Below are 19687 nucleotides of genomic sequence, written 5' to 3' on the forward strand. Positions count from 1 at the left end.
TCCCCGCAGGTGAGGACAGACTAGGAGAGCGGCAGTGCCGTACATCATCGCTGAACCGTGCGTTGACGTGAAGGACAAGGCATGCATCGAGGAATGCCCCGTGGATTGCATCTACGAGGGTGGTCGCATGCTGTACATCCATCCCGACGAGTGCGTGGACTGTGGTGCATGTGAACCGGTGTGCCCGGTGGAGGCGATCTTCTACGAAGACGACACTCCGGACCAGTGGGTCGGCTACGTGAACGCCAACGTCGACTTCTTCGACGAGCTCGGTTCGCCCGGGGGCGCGACAAAGGTCGGCAAGGTGGATTACGACCCGGCGTTCATCAAAGAACTGCCCCCCATGGCGAGTGAGTGAGTTCGTAACGTGTCATCGCGTGGCCGGGTCAGCAGTCTGCTGCCGGATTTCCCTTGGGACACCATTGCTTCGGTAAAAGCCAAGGCGGCGGCGTATCCCGGCGGGATCGTCGACCTTTCGGTCGGAACTCCGGTCGATCCGGTCGACCCGCTGATCCGCGCCGCGCTGAGCTCGGTGGCCGAGGTCCCCGGCTATCCGACCACCCACGGCACGCTCGAGCTGCGCACCGCCGCGGTCGACGCACTCAAACGACGCTTCGGCATCACCGGCATCGATCCGGCGGCCGTGCTGCCCGCGATCGGCACCAAGGAATTGATCGCGGGAATGCCGCGGCTGCTCGGTCTCGGTGGCGACGATCTCGTCGTTATTCCGGAGGTCGCCTACCCGACCTATGAGGTGGGTGCGCTGCTGGCCGGTGCGCAGGTCGCACGGGCGGACGGGCTGACGCAGCTCGGCCCGCAATCACCCGCGCTGATCTATGTGAACTCACCGTCGAATCCGACCGGACGCGTGCTCGGCGTCGAGCACCTGCGCAAGGTGGTGGCCTATGCCCGCGAGCGTGGTGCGATCGTGGCCTCCGACGAGTGCTACCTCGGTCTGACCTGGGAGGGCCGGGCGGTGTCCCTGCTCGACCACGAGGTGTGCGACGGCGACCACACCGGCTTGCTCGCCATCCACTCGTTGTCGAAGACCTCGAACCTGGCCAGTTACCGCGCCGGTTTCGTGGCGGGCGATCCCGCACTGGTCGCCGAGCTGCTCGAGGTGCGCAAGCATTCGGGCATGATGGTCCCCTTCCCGATCCAAGCGGCGATGACCGCCGCACTCGGTGACGACACCCACGAGGCGCAGCAGCGCGAGCGCTACCGCGCACGGCGTGCGGTATTGCGGAATGCCTTGCTGGCGGCGGGTTTCCGTATCGATCACTCGGAGGCGGGCCTGTACCTGTGGTCGACTCGCGGTGAATCGGGCCGCGCCACCCTGGACTGGTTGGCCGACCGTGGCATCCTCGCCGCACCCGGCGACTTCTACGGACCCTCCGGGGTCGAACACGTGCGGATCGCGCTCACCGCTACCGACGAGCGGGTCGCCGCAGCGGCGCAGCGACTGGCTGCCTGAAACATCTTCTGCTGCACGGGATTCCAGTCGACCGGAACTTCGGTGTGGGCCGGCCGGAGTCGAATTCGATAGGCTCCGTCGGCTAGTGGTTCGATCGGGGTGGAAAGGTTCGTCGATGCAGAGGGCGGGACTCGTCGCCGGTGAGCTGTTCGCCGGCTACCGAATCGAACGTGTGCTCGGCCGTGGCGGAATGGGGACGGTGTATCTGGCGGCGCACCCTCGGTTGCCGCGTCAGATCGCCCTCAAGCTGCTCAGCCGGGAGCTGTATGCCGACGAGGAGGTCAGAGCGCGGTTCGAGCGGGAGGCCGATGTGGCAGCGCGGCTCGATCATCCGAATGTGGTGTCGGTGTTCGACCGCGGCGCCGAGGACCATCAGCTGTGGATCTCGATGCAGTACGTCGACGGCAGCGATGCCGCGGCGTTCCGAGGCGCGCCACTGGATCCGCGGCGAGCGCTGCACATCCTCGGGCAGACCGCGGACGCCCTCGACCATGCGCACGAATCCGGTGTCCTGCACCGAGATGTGAAGCCGGCGAACATTCTGTTGACCGCCGCGCGCACCGGCGGTGACCGGGTGTTGCTGACGGACTTCGGCATCGCTCGACTCCGCGACGACGCGCACCAGCTGACCCGCACCGGGGAGTTCCTTGCGACGCTGGCTTACGCCGCCCCGGAACAGCTTTCGGGGCAGCCGGTCGATCATCGAGCCGATCAATACGCACTCGGATGCACTCTGTTTGCCCTACTCACCGGCGAAGCGCCTTTTGCCGCAACCAATCCTGGTGCCGTAGTCGCCGCGCACCTGACCAGCCCGGTGCCGCAGGCGAGCCGAGTCGCGGCGCATCTTCCCAGCGCGATCGATGCGGTGATCGCCCGCGCGATGGCCAAGGATCCACGGGATCGGTTCGGTGATTGCACCGAGTTCGCCGAGGCGGCCTATGCGGCGGTGACCGGTGTCCGTCCGTCGAACGGACCGCGCAGTGTCGAGGTGATGTCGTCCGCGAGACCTGTGGCGTCGGTTGTGACTGCGACCTATGCGACGCCGCAAACGCCGGACATTTCGCCGGCCGCGCCGCAGTCTCCGCAGGCGCTGCCACAGCCTCCGCACACGATGCCGCAAACTCCGCGAGCCGCGACGCAGACTACGCATGCGTTGGCGCATACTCCGCCTCCGGCGCCGCAGACCGCACCGACGCTTCGGGCATACACAGCGCCGCATCCTGATGTGCCGCAAGGGCACCTCGCACCCCAGTCGCCCGCGGCAGACCCGCCGTCGTCTGGTGGGCAGCATGAGCGGGACCGGCAGCGGCGAACGGTGTCCTCGCGTTGGCGTGCGCTGGCCGTAGCGCTGTTGATGCTGGCCGTAGTCGCCATCGTCGGCGTGGCCGGCGCCGCGGCCGTCTACTGGAAGTACGTGCGCCCGCACCGGTTGCCCGCGCCGCCGGTGTGGGGTGCCGAGCAGTCCATCGTGCAGGCATTCCCCCAGCTGATACCGCCGAACCCGAATGGAACGGCCTGGCGGGGTGCGCGCTGTTCCGCGGTGGCAGTGCCCACTGCCGAACCGGGTGATCCGGTCCCGCTGCGGCAGATCACCTGCACCCACCAGGACGGACTGATCGTGTGGTTCTCCGAATACGCGAGCGGCGATGCGGTCGGCGCCTACCTCGCCGCCAAGACGACGCAGGTCGGTGCGCGGCCGATCGAGGACCACGCCAGTGTGCTGGTGTTCCGGCCGCTCGATGCCGCGGCACCGTTCACCTTGGCCGCGCGGGCGCGCGGCACGAGGTTTCCCGACACGGTGTCGGTGGAGGTCTCCTGGCCGAACCACACCTTCGAGCAGGCCAGCGAACAGTGGTGGGAGCGGGCGCCGTTCTGACGGCCGTCGCGGCTCGCCGACACGGCTGGCGGTCACGCGCGATCATCGACGAACGGCGTTAGCCTGGTTTATGGACGCTGTCACGGTTGTCCCCACCCCCGGCAATGAGCCGGTGCATTCCTACGCACCGGGTAGTCGTGAGCGGGAGTCGCTGGTTGCCGAACTCGCCGAGATCTCCGCGGACTCCGTGGATGTGCCGCTGGTGATCGGGGGTAAACATCGGCCTGGCATCGGGCAGCGGCACCCGATCGTCGCGCCGCATCGACACCGCCAGGTGCTGGGGACCTATACCGATACCACTCACTCCGAAGCGCGCGGTGCGATCGAAGCGGCAATGGCCGCCGCGCCCGGCTGGCGCAGGTTGCCGTTCGACGAGCGGGCCGCCATCTTCCTGCGAGCCGCCGATCTGCTTGCGGGGCCGTGGCGGGAAACCATCGCCGCAGCGACCATGCTCGGTCAGTCGAAGACGGTCCAGCAGGCCGAGATCGACGCGCCGTGCGAACTGGTCGACTTCTGGCGGTTCAATGTGGCATTCGCGCGCGGGATTCTGCAGCAGCAGCCGGAGTCGAGTGCGGGGGTGTGGAATCGGCTCGACTACCGGCCGCTGGAAGGTTTCGTCTACGCGATAACCCCGTTCAATTTCACCGCGATCGCCGGGAATCTGCCGACCGCACCCGCGCTGATGGGCAATACCGTGGTGTGGAAACCGTCGTCGGCGCAGACACTGTCGGCGTTCTACACGATGCGGCTGCTCGAGGCGGCGGGCCTGCCGCCCGGGGTGATCAATATGGTGACCGGCAGCGGCGTCGAGATCTCCGAAGTGGCGCTGGCCGATCCGCGGCTGGCCGGCATCCACTTCACCGGATCCACCAATACCTTTCAGCACCTGTGGGGACAGGTGGGCGCCAATATCGGCCGTTACCACGGGTATCCGCGGCTGGTCGGTGAGACCGGCGGCAAGGACTTCATCGTCGCGCACCCGTCTGCCGATCCGGAGGCATTGCGCACCGCGCTGATTCGAGGTGCCTACGAGTATCAGGGACAGAAGTGTTCGGCCGCCTCACGCGCGTATATCGCCCGATCCGTGTGGCGCGTGATGGGTGACGACTTCCTGACGCTGACCAGGGAACTGACCTACGGCGATGTGACCGACCTGTCGAACTTCGGTGGCGCGCTGATCGATCGACGCGCCTATGACAAGAACGTGGCCGCCATCGAGCGAGCACGGGCGGCAGGGATCGCCATCCCGGCGGGCGGTGCATACGACGACAGCGAAGGGTGGTTCGTGCGGCCGACGGTGCTGCTGGTGGACGATCCGCGCGACGAGTCGTTCGCCACCGAATATTTCGGGCCGATCCTGTCGGTGCATGTCTACGACGACACCGAACCCGGGGCTTATCCGGCCATCCTCGCCGAGGTGGAATCGGCGGCGCCGTACGCGCTGACCGGTGCGGTGTTCGCCCAGGACCGGCACGCCATCGAACAGGCCTCCGCCGCACTTCGATTCGCGGCGGGCAATTTCTATGTCAATGACAAGCCCACGGGTGCGGTGGTCGGCCAGCAGCCCTTCGGTGGCGCCCGCGCCTCCGGCACCGACGACAAGGCCGGGTCGCCACTGAACCTGCTGCGGTGGGTGTCGCCGCGCACCATCAAGGAGACCTTCGTGCCGCCGACGGACTATCGGTACCCGCACATGGAGGAGGCGTAGCGTGATGAATCCGCTGCGGGAGATCGGTCGATCAGAGCAGCGGCTTACCGAGACGATGCCGCCTGCGCATGTCATAGAGAAAGGCATTCATCGGAAAGAGCCTGGCCTGCTTCGGAAGTCGGCCGTGTACGGCCCCGATGGCGCGCAGCAGCACGACCGCGAGCCGGTTGTGCCGTGCGGTCCAGGTCATGCGCATCTGGTCGCGCAGCTGCGGTGGCAGTAGGGCGGTGACCACGAACCGCTGGAACGGTGCGAAAACCCGCAGCGGCCGGGGGGTCATCTTCAGGTCGATGAGATGGTCGAAATAGGCGCGGGTGCGTGCGTCGATGGTCTTGGTTGCCAGATTGGTGTTCCAATACTCCGCGAACGCCTTTCGGTCGGCGGGCCACATCTCTCTGCGCATCTGCAGCGTGGTGCCGAACCGGGCGGCGTACTGATAGAACACCTCCGCGGTGTCCTCGTCCATCGGGCCGTGCAGTCGTTCCTCGAGATCGACGACGCCCCAGTAGAGGCAGGCGGCCACCCACAGCTGCAGTTTCGGGTCGAAGGCGTTGTATTCGACCGCCGCGCCCGGCTCGGAGTGGATCGGGCGGTGCGACTGGTTGACGGCCTCTCGATAAACCGCGCGGTCCTCCTCGGTACCCATCATCGCGACCGCCAGATAGGTGAGCGTGGTGCGCAGTCGCTTCCACGGGTGCAGATCGACCCGGCCGGTCTCGACCGTGCTGTCCATGACGCCGTAGGCGACGGGCTTCAGGCTCAGCTGCATGATGACGTTGGCGGTGCCCCCGAGAAAGGCCGCGACGCCGCTCCACATCTCGTCGATGGCGAAGTCGTCGGCCGTGCCGTAGCGGCAGCGCAGGGCCGGTTCGGGCGTCGTTGCGGGAAGGGGCGCGGTCATCGTTGGCCTCGTCTTTCCTGATCGCGTGCGATGGTTGAACGGTGAGAGCTTTGAGTGCTCACCTTCTCATCGACTCGTGGAGAGTGTCAATCGGTAGTCCGGGTGGTCTCATACCAGTGGTGTGCCTCGGCGCATCCGTCTGCGCAGGTCGTAGAGGTAGATGTTCAGTGGGAACAGCCGTGCTGACTTCGGCAGTCGGGTCTGTACCGCCGAGATCCCCCGCAGCAACCGGTCGAATCGGCGCTGATCACGGTCGGACCAGGTCAGATGCATCTCGTCGCGCAGGTGCTGCGGTAGCAGGCCCGCGACGACGAAGCGCTGCAGTCCGGCGAAGCTGCGCTGAACCGGTCGCGGCATCATCTTCAGATCGATCAGGTCGTTGAAATAGTCGCGCAGCTCGGGCTCGATCGAGCGGGTGGCCAGGTTCTCGTCCCAGTACTTCTGGAACGCCGCGCGGTTGGCCGGCCACATTTCCGGCCGCAGCTGCAGCGTGGTGCCCAGTCGGGCGCAGTATTGATAGAACGCCTCGGCGGTGTCGGGATCCATCGGCCCGCGCATGCGCGTGTAGAGATCGTCGATGCCCCAGTAGAGGCTGGCGGCCACCCAGAGTTGCAGCGTCGGGTCGAAGGCGTTGTATGCCACCGGGCTCGACGCGCCCGACCGGACCGGTCGATGCGATTCGTCGATTGCGGCCCGATAGCGTGCGCGTTCCTCGTCGGTGCCCATGAGTGCGACTGCGAGATAGCTCAGGGTGGTGCGCAGGCGTTTGATCGGGTGCAGCGTGACCTTGCCGCTGTCGACCGTGCTCTCCAGTACGCCGCGCCCGACGGGGCGCAGGCTCAGCTGCATGATCACGTTGGCGGTGCCGCCGAGAAAGGCGGCGATGCCGTCCAGGTGTGCGCCGATGGTCTTTGGAGTGAATGGCGGAACCGACGATCGGGCGCGGTCCGGGTCCGACCCGTGGCCGTCGTTGCGCAAGGGGGCGGTCATTGTTGACCTCGTCTTTCTGTGTCCATCCGCACTGCTGCGAGCGAACTTATGAAAAGATTTGTCTTAAACCTTCTCTTTGCCTCGACGTAGTGTCGATCACTGCCCGCGCGCGATGACGAGTTAGTACCCAATCGCCGATGATGGCATGCAATGCTGTTGGTGTCATCGTTTCACCGACGTGGATAGGGGTGGGGACATGGCGAGGCTGACCAGACTGTTGGCGTTGGTGCGCAGTACCGGCCCCGAGGACCGCAATCAAGCGCGGGTGCTCGACGCCGCCCTGCTGGCATTCCTTGATTTCGGCATCAAGCGCACCAGCATGGTCGAGGTGGCCCGGCGCTGTGGGCTCTCGCTCGCCACCCTCTATCGGCGTTTTGCCAGCAAGTCCGATCTCATCCAGGCGGTCGGGTTGCGTCAAGCGCGTCAGTTCATCGACGAGGTGGACGCCACCCTGCAGCGGCAGGTCGATCGCGACGCGAGCGCCGAGGATCAGATCGTCGAGCTGTTCGTCGCCTTCCTGAACGGGTTGCGCGGCAACAAATTACTGGACCGGCTGCTGAAGACCGAGCCGGAGATCGTGCTGCCGTACCTCACGGTCAAGGGTGCTCCGGTCATCGAAATGGGTCGCGACTATCTCGCCGAATTCATCACCCGGCTCCAGGGCGAAGGCAAGCTGCCCGACTATGACCCGGAGCCGCTCGCCGAAATGATTGCGCGGACGGCGGTTTCGCTGGCGCTCACGCCGCAGACGGTCATTCCGCTGGGTGACGATGTGGCGGCGCGGAAGTTCGCGCGCGACCACGTCGTCGTCTCGTTCCGTGTCACCTGATGGCACTGTGGGACGCAGTCCGCCGACAGCCGCGCCGGGCCGAGCGAAGGTGAGGCAGCCGCCTTAATGGCACTGTGGGACGTAGTCCGACCGCAGTCCGCGCCGGGTCGAGCGAATGCGAGGCAGCCGCCTAATAGGCACTGTCGGACGTAGTCCGACCGCAGTCCGCGCCGGGCCGAGCGAATGCGAGGCAGCCGCCTAGATCGTCCGGCCACCCGGGACTCAGGCCAGGCGCAGGCCGAGCCGTCGCCGGATGCGCATGTCCCATAGGAAGGCGTTGACCGGAAAAGTCTTGATCTGCTTCGGCATTCGGCCTTCGATGGCGCCGACCGTGTGCAGCAGCCTGGCCAGCGCTATGTCGTCGCGCGCACTCCAGGTCATACCCATTTCGGCGCGCAGATGTGGGGGTAGTAGTCCGGTGGTCACCCAGCGGTGCAATCGGCCGAAGGTCAGCTGCACCGGGCGCGGGAACATCTTCAGATCGACGATCTCCCAGAAGTATTCGCGGATCGGGGGATCGATGGTCGTCTTCGCCAGGTTCTCGGTCCAGTAGGAATCGAACGCGGACCGGTCGGCGGGCCACAGGTCCGAACTCATCTGCAACGTGCTGCCCAGTCGTTCGGCGTGCCGATAGAACGCATCGGCGACGGTGTCCTCCATCGGGCCGTGCATGCGCTCGTAGAGGTCGCGAGCCCCCCAGTACAGGCAAGCGGCCACCCACAACTGCAGTTTCGGGTCGAAGGCGTTGTACTTCACCGGGCTGTTCGCGGTCGAGCGCACCGGTTTGTGCGAGCGGTTGATGGCGTCGCGATAGGCCGCGCGCTCGTCGTCATCGCCGAGCATGGCGACGGCGAGGTAGGTGAGCGTGGTTCTGGTCCGTTTGATCGGGTGCAGCATGATCTTGCCGCTGTCGACGGTGCTCTCGACTACGCCATAGCCGACCGGTCGCGTGCTGAGCTGCATGATGACGTTCGCGGCGGCGCCGAAGAACGCGGCGGACCCGTCGAGATACTGCCCGACGTCGAACTCCTCGGGCGGCGTCGACGGGTGGGTGGGTGCGCCAAGCGGGCTGGTCATCATCGACCCCGTTCTCGTTGCTGAGAAGGATATGGATCAACGTTCTCACTGTCTCATGGGCGTGTCAACAACCGCGCACAGGTTCATCGAGCTGTGATCGGCACGGCCACGCCGGGCGGTGCGACAGGTTCGTGCGCCGCCGAAGTAGCGTGAGCGAATGTCGTTCGGTGCGCCCCTGCTGCTTCGGTCCCTGAATCCGCTCGCGGTCGCCGCCGGGGAGGACATCCCCGATGCGGTCACCATCGACGGCGTGACGCTGTCACGCAGCGACCTACTCGGTGCGGCGACCTCGGTGGCCGAACGTATCGCCCGTGCGGAGCGAGTCGCGGTGCTGGCCAAGCCGACTGTTGGCACCGTGCTGGCGGTGGTCGGCTGCCTCATCGCCGGGGTCACCGTCGTTCCGGTGCCACCGGACGCCGGGATCGCCGAGCTCGAGCACATGCTGAACGATTCGGGAGCCCAGGCGTGGCTGGGGGAGGCGCCTGCCGGGACGATGCTGCCGGTGGTCCCGGTCCGCGTCCATGCCCGCTCATGGCACACCTACCCCGAACCCGATCCTGCCGCAGCGGCATTCGTGCTCTACACCTCAGGGACCACCGGCCTCCCCAAGGGCGTTGTGCTCAGCCGCGCCGCCATTGCGGCCGGGCTCGATGCCCTCGCCGACGCCTGGGCGTGGACCGCGAACGACATTCTGGTGCACGGGCTTCCGCTGTTCCACGTGCACGGACTGATACTCGGGGTGCTGGGCCCACTGCGCGTGGGCAGCCCGCTGATCCACACCGGCAAGCCGACCCCGCAGGCATACGCGGACGCGCCGGGCACGCTGTACTTCGGTGTACCGACGGTGTGGTCGCGCATCGCCGAGGATCCTGATGCCGCACGGCAATTGGCGAAGGCACGCCTGCTCGTCTCCGGCAGTGCGCCATTGCCGGTGCCGGTGTTCGAGCGGCTGCGCGAGCTCGCCGGCCACGCACCGATCGAACGGTACGGCATGAGCGAAACAATGATCACGCTGTCCACGCGGGCCGACGGCGAGCGCCGACCCGGTTGGGTCGGCGTCCCGGTCGCGGGCGTGCGAACCCGGATCCGTGACGAATCGGGTGTGCCCGTCCCGCACGACGGCGAAAGCATCGGCGGGCTCCAGGTGCAGGGGCCGATGGTCTTCGACGGCTACCTCGACCGGCCCGAGGCGACCGCCGAATGCTGGACCGACGACGGCTGGTTCAAGACCGGCGACGTCGCGGCCATCGACGCCGACGGCTTTCACCGCATCGTCGGCCGGGAATCGGTCGACCTCATCAAGTCCGGCGGCTACCGCATCGGCGCGGGCGAAGTGGAGACCGCGCTGCTCGGGCATCCCGAGGTCGCAGAGGCCGCCGTCGTCGGACTCCCCGACGCGGACCTCGGTCAGCGCATCGTCGCCTATGTCGTACTGCGCAGCGCGGCAACGGATTCCATCGAGAAAGCGCTCATCGAGCACGTTGCCGAGCAGCTTTCGGTGCACAAGCGGCCACGCGAGGTCCGGGTGGTGGCGGCGCTCCCGCGCAATGCCATGGGCAAGGTGCAGAAGAAACTGCTCGGGTGAGCGCCGTCGACGCCTCAGGCCAATCGGGCGTCCGACGACCCGGGGGTGCGGCCGCACAGCGCGACCATGGTGCGGATCAGGTGCGGCTGATCGGCGAACCCGGTCTGCACGGCCACCTCGGCGGCCGGGCGGAAGGGCAGTTGTAGTCCGGCCTCGCGCAGCCGATGCCAGCGCCGCAGTGCGGTCAGCGGTCCGCCGATCGTTTGGACCGACAGCTGCCGCAGGCGTCGGGCCGACAGACCCACACTTGCGGACATGCTCGCGATATCGGTGTCGTCGTCGAGCAGATCCAGCGGGTGAACCGGGGCATTTCGGTATTGACCTCTACTTAGGTCGAGGTCTTACAGTCGCGGCATGACCGCAACTCTGACGCCCGAACAGCTCGAATACCTGAACACGCAGCGGCTCGGCCGCTTGGCGACGGTACGTCCGGATGGATCGCCGCAGAACAGCCCCGTCGGCTTCCGCTATAACGCCGAACTCGGCACGATCGACATCGGCGGCTGGAATATGGGCGCCTCGAAGAAGTTTCGCAACCTCGCCGACAACGATCGGGTGGCCTTCGTGGTCGACGATGTCGTCTCGGTGCAGCCCTGGCGGGTGCGGTGCCTCGAAATCCGCGGCACCGCAGAGGCTCTGACCGGTGTGCAGTCCTACATCGACGGTGAAATCGGCGAGTTGATACGAATCCACCCGCACCGAATCATTGCCTTCGGGCTCGTCGAAAGCAACTGAACGCTGTCGGTGTCGAGGGCAGTGAGATGGTGGCTCCGAGCCGCAGTGTCGGCCACCATTTCACTACCCTCGCTGCTGGCGCGGGGTCAGTCGTTGGCGTGCAGGGCGGCGTTGAGCTCGATGCCGGTTCCCTTGCGTGGCACCACTTCGACGGCACCGGTCAGGGAGTTGCGGCGGAAGAGGAGGTTGTTCTGGCCTGCCAGCTCCGAAGCCTTGACGACGGTGCCGTCGGGGGTGGCGACCTTGGTGCCCGCGGTGAGGTACAGGCCCGCTTCCAGCACGCAGTCGTCACCGAGCGGGATGCCGAGGCCGGCGTTCGCGCCGAGCAGCGAACGCTCGCCGACGGAGATGACAGTGGTGCCGCCGCCGGAGAGGGTGCCCATGATGGAGGCGCCGCCGCCGACGTCGGAGCCGTCGCCGACGACAACGCCCGCGGAAATGCGACCCTCGACCATCGAGGTGCCGAGGGTGCCCGCGTTGAAGTTCACGAAGCCCTCGTGCATGACGGTGGTGCCCGAGGCCAGATGCGCGCCGAGGCGGACCCGGTCGGCGTCGCCGATGCGGACGCCGGAGGGGAGCACGTAATCCACCATCCGCGGGAACTTGTCCACGCTGTAGACGGTGACGGGCCCGCGGGCGCGCAGCTTGGCGCGGGTCAGCTCGAAGCCCTCCACCGCCGCGGGGCCGTGGTTGGTCCACACCACATTGCTGAGCAGGCCGAACTGGCCGTCCAGGTTCAGCCCATGCGGGTGAACCAGGCGGTGCGAGAGCAGGTGCAGGCGCAGGTAGACGTCGTGCGCGTCGACCGGGGCTGCGGCGAGATCGGCGATGGTGGTCTGGACCGCGATCACCTCGACGCCGCGGGCATCGTCGAAGCCGACGAGCGCCGCGAGCTCATCGGGAGCCTGGTCCAGCCGCTTGGTGCTGGTCTCGGCGAACTCGCCCAGTTGCGGGTTCGGGTACCAGGTGTCCAGGACGGTTCCGTCCGCGGTCACATTGGCGATGCCGACTGCTGTTGCTCCCTGAATGCTCACGTCAAGAGAGAATACCGACCGCGGTCCTGCGGCCGGACCGCACGTCTGTGACGTCGAGCGCACGGTACGGTCCGGCTATCGGAGTGGACCGGCCGGCGGGCGTTCGCCGCGGCGAGCCGGGCGCGCGGTCGAGGGCCGGGTGCCCGTCCTCCGTGCCGATCGCGATGGGCACGGACCTAGGCTGAGGCGGTGACCCTCGATCTGCGCGCCGACCCGATCCAGCTCACCGCCGCCCTCGTCGATATCGAGAGTGTGTCCCGCGACGAGGCGAGGATCGCCGATATCGTCGAAGGGGCGCTGCGCGAGCAGACCGTGGGATTCGAGGTGCTCCGGCACGGCAACGTGGTGCTCGCCCGCACCGATCGTGGCCTGCCGACCAGAGTGATCCTGGCCGGGCACCTGGACACCGTGCCCATCGCCGACAACGTGCCGAGCCGATTCGAGGTGAACGAGGCAGGGGAGCAGGTGCTCCACGGCTGCGGCACCGTCGACATGAAGTCCGGTGACGCGGTGTTCCTACACCTGGCGGCCACCGTCGCCGAACCGGTGCACGACCTGACCCTGATCTTCTACGACTGCGAGGAGATCGCGGCCGAATTCAACGGGCTCGGTCGCATCGAACGCGAGCTCCCGCACTGGCTCGACGGCGATATGGCGATTCTCGGCGAACCTTCCGGCGGCTGGATCGAGGCGGGTTGCCAAGGCACGCTGCGTGTTCGGCTCACCACGGCGGGCGTGCGGGCACATTCGGCGCGAGCGTGGCTCGGCGACAACGCCATTCATCGCCTCGCACCGGTTCTCCAGTGCCTCGCCGACTACAAAGCACGCGAGGTCGATATCGACGGCTGCGTCTACCGCGAGGGCCTGTCCGCGGTGCGCGTCGGCGGCGGTGTCGCGGGCAATGTCGTCCCCGATGCCGCCGAGGTGGATGTGAACTTTCGCTTCGCCCCCGACCGTTCGGTCGAGCAGGCCGTCGACCATGTCCGCGAGGTCTTCGCCGGGCTCGATCTGGCCTTCGAGGTGACCGATTCCGCGGCCGGCGCACTGCCCGGCCTCACCGCCCCCGCGTCCGTGGACCTCATCGCCTCGGTGAACTCCCATGGTGGCGGCGGCGTGCGCGCCAAATACGGCTGGACCGACGTCTCCCGCTTCGCCGCCCGCGGCATCCCCGCCGTGAACTTCGGCCCCGGCGATCCGAACCTTGCCCACAAGCGCGACGAACACGTCCCCGTCGCGCAGATCACGGCGGTCGCCGCCATGCTGCGCAGCTATCTGACCGGCGCAGTCTGATCGAGATTCGGCACGGGACGGCGGTGCAACCCTGTGCTGCGCCCCGGCCCGGTACCGTGGGCGCCATGTCCACCGAAGCCGCCGATAACGAGGTCGTAAGCACGCCGAAGTCGACACCCAAGTACCGCGGACCGATCATGTTCCGCCGCGATCGCAAACCGGGCGGCACCGCCGATCAGAATCTGCTGGATCGACACGGGCCGAGCGACTGGGTGCACACCGACCCGTGGCGGGTGCTGCGCATCCAAGCCGAATTCGTCGAGGGCTTCGGCGCCCTGGCCGAGGTGCCGCGCGCGGTGACGGTTTTCGGTTCCGCGCGCACCCATGCCGACCACCCGGAGTACAAGGCCGCACGCGCCATCGGCAGCGCGCTCGCGCAGTCCGGTTTCGCGGTGATCACCGGCGGCGGACCCGGCGCCATGGAGGCGGCCAATCGCGGCGCATCGGAGGCAGGCGGATATTCGATCGGCCTCGGTATCGAGCTGCCGTTCGAGCAGAGCCTCAACGAGTGGGTCGACCTGGGGATCAACTTCCGGTACTTCTTCGCCCGCAAGACCATGTTCGTGAAGTACTCGCAGGCCTTCGTTTGCCTGCCCGGCGGATTCGGCACTCTCGACGAGCTGTTCGAGGCGCTCACCCTGGTGCAGACCCGCAAGATCACCCGCTTCCCGATCATCCTGTTCGGCACCAAATACTGGGCGGGGCTCGTGGATTGGCTGCACGATTCCCTAGGGGGCTCCGGCAAGATATCGCCGGGTGATCTCGGGCTGCTCCATGTCACCGACAACGTCGACGAGGTCTGTGAGATCGTCCTCGCCGCGGCCGAGAACGGTGGGAGCCTGGATGCGGTCGGGACGGAGGATCAGTGGTGAGCGCGGCTGCGGGGTACTCTGTCTGTGTCTACTGCTCGGCCAGCACTGCCGACCCGGCCCACATCGGGCTCGCCGCCCGGGTTGGTACCGAAATCGCCAGGCGCGGTTGGCAATTGGTTTCCGGTGGTGGGCACGTCTCGATGATGGGCGCGGTCGCTACCGCGGCGCGCGCCGGTGGCGCGAATACGGTCGGCGTGATCCCGAAGCACCTGGTGCACAAGGAAGTCGCCGATGTCGACGCCGACGAACTCGTTGTCACCGACACCATGCGTCAGCGTAAGCAGGTCATGGAGGATCGCGCCGATGCGTTCCTCACGCTGCCCGGCGGTATCGGCACGCTGGAGGAATTCTTCGAGACCTGGACCGGTGGCTATCTCGGGCAGCACGACAAGCCCGTGGTCATTCTCGACCAGGACGGCTTCTACACGGGTCTGTTCCGCTGGCTCGACGAGCTCTACGACCGAAAGTTTGTGTCCCAGTTCGCCAGGGACCGCATCACCGTGGCCACCGATCTGCGGTCGGCCTTCGCAGCGCTGGAACCCCTTGCGGCACTGGAGGACAGTGCCACCCCGGACAAGGAGAATTGACGCGTGAGCACCGACGCTCGCCCGACCGTCAGCTTGCTCGATGTGGCGAAACGACTGCCGGGCATGGCGGTCGACGCTCCCTCCATGCTTCGGGGCGCGATGAGCATGCTGGTCCGACCCGGCGACAGATCCTCGGTCGGGCTGTACTTCCAGCGCAACGCGCACCGTCATCCGGACCGCCCTTTCCTGCGGTTCGAGGGCAAGACCTTCAGTTACCGCGACGCCAACGCACAGGTGAACAGATACGCGAATGTGCTCGCCCAGCGCGGTGTTCGGCGCGGCGACGTGGTCGGCGTGCTGATGACCAACCGGCCGGAAACGCTGTTCGTGGTGCTGGCGACGGTGAAGCTGGGCGCGACCGTCGGACTGCTCAACCATCATCAGCGCGACACGGTGCTCGCCCACAGTTTCGGCCTGCTCGACAGCGTGCTGAATGTCGTCGGCGCGGAATGCGCAGCGGCGTTGGACTCGCTGCCGGGGCCACTCGCCAATGTGCTCGACGCGCAAGAACTGCACGCCGCCGCCGAGTCGGCCGACGCCACCGATCCGCCCAGCTGCGCGCAGATCACCGCGAAGGAGCGGGCTTTCCTGATCTTCACCTCCGGCACCACCGGGTTGCCGAAGGCCAGTGTGATGACACACCTGCGCTGGACCAAGAGCATGGCCGGACTCGGCGGGCTCGGAATTCGCCTGCGCAGCACCGACACTCTGTACTGCTGCCTGCCGCTGTACCACAACAACGCGCTGACCGTCGCGTTGTCGTCGGTGCTGGCCGCGGGGGGCACGTTCGCGCTCGGCAGGAAGTTCTCCGTGTCCGGGTTCTGGGACGAGATCATCCGGGAGAAGGCCACCGCGTTCATCTACATCGGTGAGCTGTGCCGGTATTTGCTCAACCAACCCGCGAAGCCGGTCGAGCACCGCCACAAGATCCGGCTCGCCGTCGGCAACGGGCTGCGGCCGGAGCTGTGGGACGAATTCAAGAAGCGTTTCGGCATCGACAGGATTGTCGAATTCTACGGCGCGAGCGAGGTGAACATCGCCTTCGTCAATGCGTTCGGAGTGGACCGGACCGCAGGCTTCGGGCCACTGCCGTACGCGATCGTCGAATACGACGACACCACCGGAAAAGCCGAGCGCGGCAAGAACGGACGGCTGCGGCGCGTCCCCTCGGGCGGGGTCGGACTGCTGCTCGCCAAGGTCACCAGCCGCTCGCCCGCCGACGGTTATACCGACAAGGCCGCCTCCGAGGCCAAGCTGGTCCGCGACGGCTTCAAGGACGGCGACGTCTGGTTCGACACCGGCGACCTGGTCCGCGATCAGGGTATGCATCACATCGCGTTTGTCGACCGGCTCGGCGACACCTTCCGCTGGAAGGGCGAGAACGTCGCGACCACCGAGGTCGAAGGGGCCCTTGCCGCGACCGCCGCGATCTCGCAGGCCGTTGTCTACGGCGTAGATATTCCGGGCGCCGACGGCAAAGCGGGCATGGGTGCGGTGACGCTGTACCCCGACGCCGAATTCGACGGGCCTGCGCTCGCCGAGCAGGTCTACGCGCAGTTGCCCGGGTATGCCGTGCCACTGTTCATCCGGGTGGTGCCGGAGCTCGAGCAGACCTCCACCTTCAAGAGCCGCAAAGTGGACTTACGCAAGAAGGGCTACCAACCCGACGCCGACAGCACCCTGTACGTCCTGGCCGGTCGTGCCGAGGGCTACGTGCCCGCCTACGACGATTACGCCATCGACGTGGCCGCGGGGCGCGCACCGAAGTGAGCTGAACGCCACAACCGGTTTCGTCAGCACCGGGGTAACTCGTCGGGTACGCCCAAAACTGATCCGTACCCAACGCCGGACCTGAGTTCGACCTTTGTGATGCTCGAGTTGTACGGCCTCAATACGCGCCGGACGCGGGCTGTGCAACGGACAGTCAGGCGGACAGCGAGGTGGGTTAGCTACAGTCGGGGGCATGTTCAGCCCCGTAGCGCCGCTCCCGACTTTGTGCGGCAAGCCGGTGGCGACGGATCGCGCGCTCGTCATGGCGATCGTCAATCGCACGCCCGATTCCTTCTACGACAAGGGCGCAACCTTCACCGACGAGGCGGCCATGGACGCCGTCGCGCGTGCGGTCGACGAAGGTGCCGACCTCGTCGATATCGGCGGGGTCAAAGCGGGTCCAGGAACGCTGGTCGATGCGGCCGAGGAAGCCAGGCGAGTGGTCCCGTTCGTCGCGGCGATTCGGGCGAAGTACCCGGAATTGCTGATCAGCATCGACACCTGGCGGGCCGAGGTGGCCGCCGAGGCGGTCGGCGAGGGCGCTGATCTGATCAACGACACCTGGTCGGGCGCCGACCCGGATCTGGTACGGATCGCGGCGGAATTGGGTGTCGGCATCGTGTGCAGCCACACCGGTGGCGCGATTCCGCGGACCAGGCCGCATCGGGTCCGCTACGCCGATGTGGTGCCCGAAGTGACCGATACCGTGGTCGCGGCCGCAGAGAATGCGGTTGCGGCGGGGGTGCGCAAGGATTCGATTCTGATCGATCCGACCCACGATTTCGGCAAGAACACTTACCACGGGCTCGAGTTATTGCGGGGAATAGACATTCTTGTAAATACCGGATGGCCAGTCTTGATGGCGCTCAGCAACAAGGATTTTATCGGGGAGACTCTAGGTGTCGGTCTTTCCGAACGGTTGGAGGGCACATTGGCGGCAACAGCATGGTCGGCAGCGGCAGGCGCCCGAGTCTTCCGAGTACACGAGGTTGCCGAAACCCGGCGCGTCGTGGACATGATCGCCGCGATTCAGGGCATCCGGCCCCCCGCACGAACCCTGCGAGGTCTGGTATGAAAATCCAACACCGCGAGCCCGCATGGGCGACGACCAATACCTGGGATACACCCGAGTGGACGGTGGACGAACTCGTCGCCGCCAAGAACGGGCGCACCGTTTCCGTGGTGCTGCCCGCGCTGAACGAAGAACGCACCGTCGCCGACGTGGTGGCCAGTATCCGGCCCCTGCTCGGCACGCTGGTGGACGAACTGGTGGTGCTCGATTCCGGGTCGACCGACGCGACCGCCGAACGTGCACGCGCCGCGGGCGCCGATGTGATCAGCCGCGAAGAGGCCGTTCCCGAACTCGATCCGCTGCCGGGCAAGGGCGAGGTGCTGTGGCGCTCGCTGGCGGTGACCAGCGGTGACCTGGTCGCCTTCGTCGACTCGGATCTGATCGACCCGGATCCGGCCTTCGTGCCGAAGTTGCTCGGCCCACTTTTGACGGTCGAGGACATGCATCTGGTCAAGGCCTACTACCGCAGGCCACTGCGCCAAGGCGCCGCAGTGGACGCGCACGGCGGCGGCCGGGTCACCGAACTCGTCGCCCGCCCACTGCTGGCCGCACTGCGCCCCGAGCTGTCGGATGTGCTGCAGCCGCTGGGCGGCGAATACGCGGGCACCCGGGAACTGCTGACATCGGTGCCGTTCGCCCCCGGCTACGGCGTCGAGATCGGGCTGCTGCTCGACACCTACGACCAGCTCGGCATGCCCGCGATCGGTCAGGTGAATCTTGGCGTGCGCACACACCGCAATCGCCCGCTCGCCGATCTCGGCGTAATGAGCCGCCAGATTCTCGGCACTGTGCTCGGCCGCAGCGGCGTGCAGGATTCCGGCGCAGCGCTCACCCAGTTCCCGCTGGTCGGTGACGCCTTCACCGCGCACAGCACCGAGGTGTCGCTGGCCGATCGCCCGCCTATGAACACGCTGCGCCCGGCTCGCGCGGCCGCCTGATCGATCGTCGGCTCGGCAAATCCTGTCGAGTTTGCTGCCGGATCGCTAGCCTGGGTCGCAGTCCGTACCGGGTCGGCGCGTTCGCAGCCGGGAGCGTGCTCAATGCCGTCATTGTGAACGCCGTGTACCACGCCACCCGCCGCCGCATTCGTGAGATCCCGCTGCGGATCGAACACCTGCTTTGAGCATGGACCCTGGCTCCGTAACCGTGCGACGGCAACGGCAACGGCAACGGCAACGGCAATGGCGGCGAGTGGCACATCAGCGGGAGTGCTATTCGGCGTGTGCCGCAGCCATGTGCCGCTCACCGAGTTCTGTTGTGCATCTGCCGAGTTCTATTGAACGTTCGCCGACCAGAGTTGTAGGAGAGTTGTGTCGGGGACGTGCTCCGGGAGTTGGCCTGTCCGAGGAGCTGTGCCTACCAGTGGATTACCGGGGGCAGTGCTGGGTGCGCCGGGGGCCGTACCCGGCTTGGTCTTCCGCAGCCTTGGTAGGCAGGCATGCGACTTCCAGCGTGAGGTCTGGCTGTGCATGCGTTTCGGGCAGTAAAGAGCACATAGAACTGGTCGACGTGAGAGATATGGTGGTTCCCGAATGCGATGCAACCGCCATTTCTCTGCGCTCGTTTGCTCTTTGCTTTCTCAGGACGCCGCCACAGCCAGCCGCCGGGCTGTCAGGTGCCGCCGCGCACCTGACAGTGGGGAAGCCGGGTGTCAGCGGGTAACCAGGCGGTTTCATCAATTCGACGGTAGTGAAATGGTGGCTCGAAGAGACCTCAGTACAACCATTTCACTACACTCGATACCTGAAGTGCTTGTGACGCAACCACAGCCAGTCCTCACGCTGGAGCTGTGTGCCTGCCTACCAAGGCTGCGGAAGATCAAGTCGGGTACGGCACCCAACGTGCCCAGCGCTGCTCGGGAAACCACTGGTAGGAGCGCCTATTGAG

General features: G+C 66.7%; 18 protein-coding genes. 13 read left to right on the forward strand and 5 right to left on the reverse strand.

Going from position 1 to position 19687, the window contains the following annotated elements; genetic code table 11:
* Positions 1 to 34 precede the first annotated feature (34 nt).
* The 4 genes from fdxA to pruA all read left to right on the forward strand — a co-directional run bounded on the left by fdxA (position 35) and on the right by pruA (position 5058).
* On the forward strand, positions 35 to 358 hold the full coding sequence (gene fdxA / locus ACLMAL_RS07500) for a ferredoxin (RefSeq protein WP_328405725.1): 324 nt from the start codon (positions 35 to 37) through the stop codon (positions 356 to 358).
* Positions 359 to 367: 9 nt separating this feature from the next.
* Positions 368 to 1474 (forward strand): succinyldiaminopimelate transaminase, encoded by a 1107-nt coding sequence (gene dapC, locus ACLMAL_RS07505; RefSeq protein ID WP_411998401.1) that lies wholly within the window; start codon positions 368 to 370, stop codon positions 1472 to 1474.
* 115 nt (positions 1475 to 1589) lie between these two features.
* Positions 1590 to 3350, forward strand: coding sequence for a protein kinase domain-containing protein (locus tag ACLMAL_RS07510; protein ID WP_411998402.1), 1761 nt, complete (start codon positions 1590 to 1592; stop codon positions 3348 to 3350).
* A gap of 70 nt (positions 3351 to 3420) precedes the next feature.
* A complete protein-coding gene (gene pruA / locus ACLMAL_RS07515; protein ID WP_411998403.1) occupies positions 3421 to 5058 on the forward strand; it encodes an L-glutamate gamma-semialdehyde dehydrogenase in 1638 nt (545 codons plus the stop codon).
* A 31-nt stretch (positions 5059 to 5089) separates the two neighbouring features.
* Here pruA and ACLMAL_RS07520 read toward each other — a convergent pair whose 3' ends face one another.
* Positions 5090 to 5959: an oxygenase MpaB family protein gene (locus tag ACLMAL_RS07520; protein ID WP_411998404.1), complete on the reverse strand. Its 870-nt coding sequence runs from the start codon at positions 5957 to 5959 to the stop codon at positions 5090 to 5092.
* A gap of 108 nt (positions 5960 to 6067) precedes the next feature.
* A complete protein-coding gene (locus tag ACLMAL_RS07525; protein ID WP_411998405.1) occupies positions 6068 to 6949 on the reverse strand; it encodes an oxygenase MpaB family protein in 882 nt (293 codons plus the stop codon).
* Positions 6950 to 7145: 196 nt separating this feature from the next.
* Between ACLMAL_RS07525 and ACLMAL_RS07530 the strand changes: the two genes are divergently transcribed.
* Positions 7146 to 7778, forward strand: coding sequence for a TetR/AcrR family transcriptional regulator (locus ACLMAL_RS07530; RefSeq protein WP_328405711.1), 633 nt, complete (start codon positions 7146 to 7148; stop codon positions 7776 to 7778).
* A 222-nt stretch (positions 7779 to 8000) separates the two neighbouring features.
* Here the strand turns inward: ACLMAL_RS07530 and ACLMAL_RS07535 are convergent, their stop codons facing one another.
* Positions 8001 to 8855, reverse strand: coding sequence for an oxygenase MpaB family protein (locus ACLMAL_RS07535; RefSeq protein ID WP_411998406.1), 855 nt, complete (start codon positions 8853 to 8855; stop codon positions 8001 to 8003).
* A gap of 157 nt (positions 8856 to 9012) precedes the next feature.
* Here ACLMAL_RS07535 and ACLMAL_RS07540 point away from each other — a divergent pair, with 157 nt between their 5' ends.
* Positions 9013 to 10440: an acyl-CoA synthetase gene (locus tag ACLMAL_RS07540; RefSeq protein ID WP_411998407.1), complete on the forward strand. Its 1428-nt coding sequence runs from the start codon at positions 9013 to 9015 to the stop codon at positions 10438 to 10440.
* Between the two features lie 14 nt (positions 10441 to 10454).
* Here the strand turns inward: ACLMAL_RS07540 and ACLMAL_RS07545 are convergent, their stop codons facing one another.
* On the reverse strand, positions 10455 to 10697 hold the full coding sequence (locus tag ACLMAL_RS07545) for a helix-turn-helix domain-containing protein (protein WP_411998408.1): 243 nt from the start codon (positions 10695 to 10697) through the stop codon (positions 10455 to 10457).
* 97 nt (positions 10698 to 10794) lie between these two features.
* Here ACLMAL_RS07545 and ACLMAL_RS07550 point away from each other — a divergent pair, with 97 nt between their 5' ends.
* Positions 10795 to 11175 (forward strand): PPOX class F420-dependent oxidoreductase, encoded by a 381-nt coding sequence (locus tag ACLMAL_RS07550; protein WP_328405703.1) that lies wholly within the window; start codon positions 10795 to 10797, stop codon positions 11173 to 11175.
* Positions 11176 to 11261: 86 nt separating this feature from the next.
* Here the strand turns inward: ACLMAL_RS07550 and dapD are convergent, their stop codons facing one another.
* Positions 11262 to 12209, reverse strand: a complete 948-nt coding sequence (gene dapD, locus ACLMAL_RS07555; protein ID WP_411998409.1) for a 2,3,4,5-tetrahydropyridine-2,6-dicarboxylate N-succinyltransferase — start codon at positions 12207 to 12209, stop codon at positions 11262 to 11264.
* A gap of 189 nt (positions 12210 to 12398) precedes the next feature.
* Between dapD and dapE the strand changes: the two genes are divergently transcribed.
* The 6 genes from dapE (at position 12399) to ACLMAL_RS07585 (ending at position 18738) form a co-directional block, all read left to right on the forward strand.
* A complete protein-coding gene (gene dapE, locus ACLMAL_RS07560) occupies positions 12399 to 13499 on the forward strand; it encodes a succinyl-diaminopimelate desuccinylase (RefSeq protein WP_411998410.1) in 1101 nt (366 codons plus the stop codon).
* Between the two features lie 65 nt (positions 13500 to 13564).
* Positions 13565 to 14371, forward strand: coding sequence for a TIGR00730 family Rossman fold protein (locus tag ACLMAL_RS07565; RefSeq protein ID WP_411998411.1), 807 nt, complete (start codon positions 13565 to 13567; stop codon positions 14369 to 14371).
* Entirely contained in the window at positions 14368 to 14958 is a 591-nt protein-coding gene (locus ACLMAL_RS07570; RefSeq protein WP_411998412.1) for a TIGR00730 family Rossman fold protein, read from the forward strand. The genes ACLMAL_RS07565 and ACLMAL_RS07570 overlap by 4 nt, the downstream gene beginning before the upstream one ends.
* Before the next feature lie 3 nt (positions 14959 to 14961).
* Positions 14962 to 16728, forward strand: a complete 1767-nt coding sequence (locus ACLMAL_RS07575) for a long-chain-acyl-CoA synthetase (RefSeq protein ID WP_411998413.1) — start codon at positions 14962 to 14964, stop codon at positions 16726 to 16728.
* A gap of 193 nt (positions 16729 to 16921) precedes the next feature.
* Complete coding sequence (folP, locus tag ACLMAL_RS07580; RefSeq protein ID WP_328405691.1) at positions 16922 to 17803, forward strand: dihydropteroate synthase; 882 nt, start codon at positions 16922 to 16924, stop codon at positions 17801 to 17803.
* Positions 17800 to 18738, forward strand: coding sequence for a glucosyl-3-phosphoglycerate synthase (locus ACLMAL_RS07585; RefSeq protein WP_328405689.1), 939 nt, complete (start codon positions 17800 to 17802; stop codon positions 18736 to 18738). Before folP ends, ACLMAL_RS07585 begins: the two co-directional genes overlap by 4 nt.
* Positions 18739 to 19687: the final 949 nt, after the last annotated feature.

The sequence above is a fragment of the Nocardia sp. CWNU-33 genome (genome assembly GCF_046764895.1).
In the GTDB taxonomy this organism is placed as follows: domain Bacteria; phylum Actinomycetota; class Actinomycetes; order Mycobacteriales; family Mycobacteriaceae; genus Nocardia.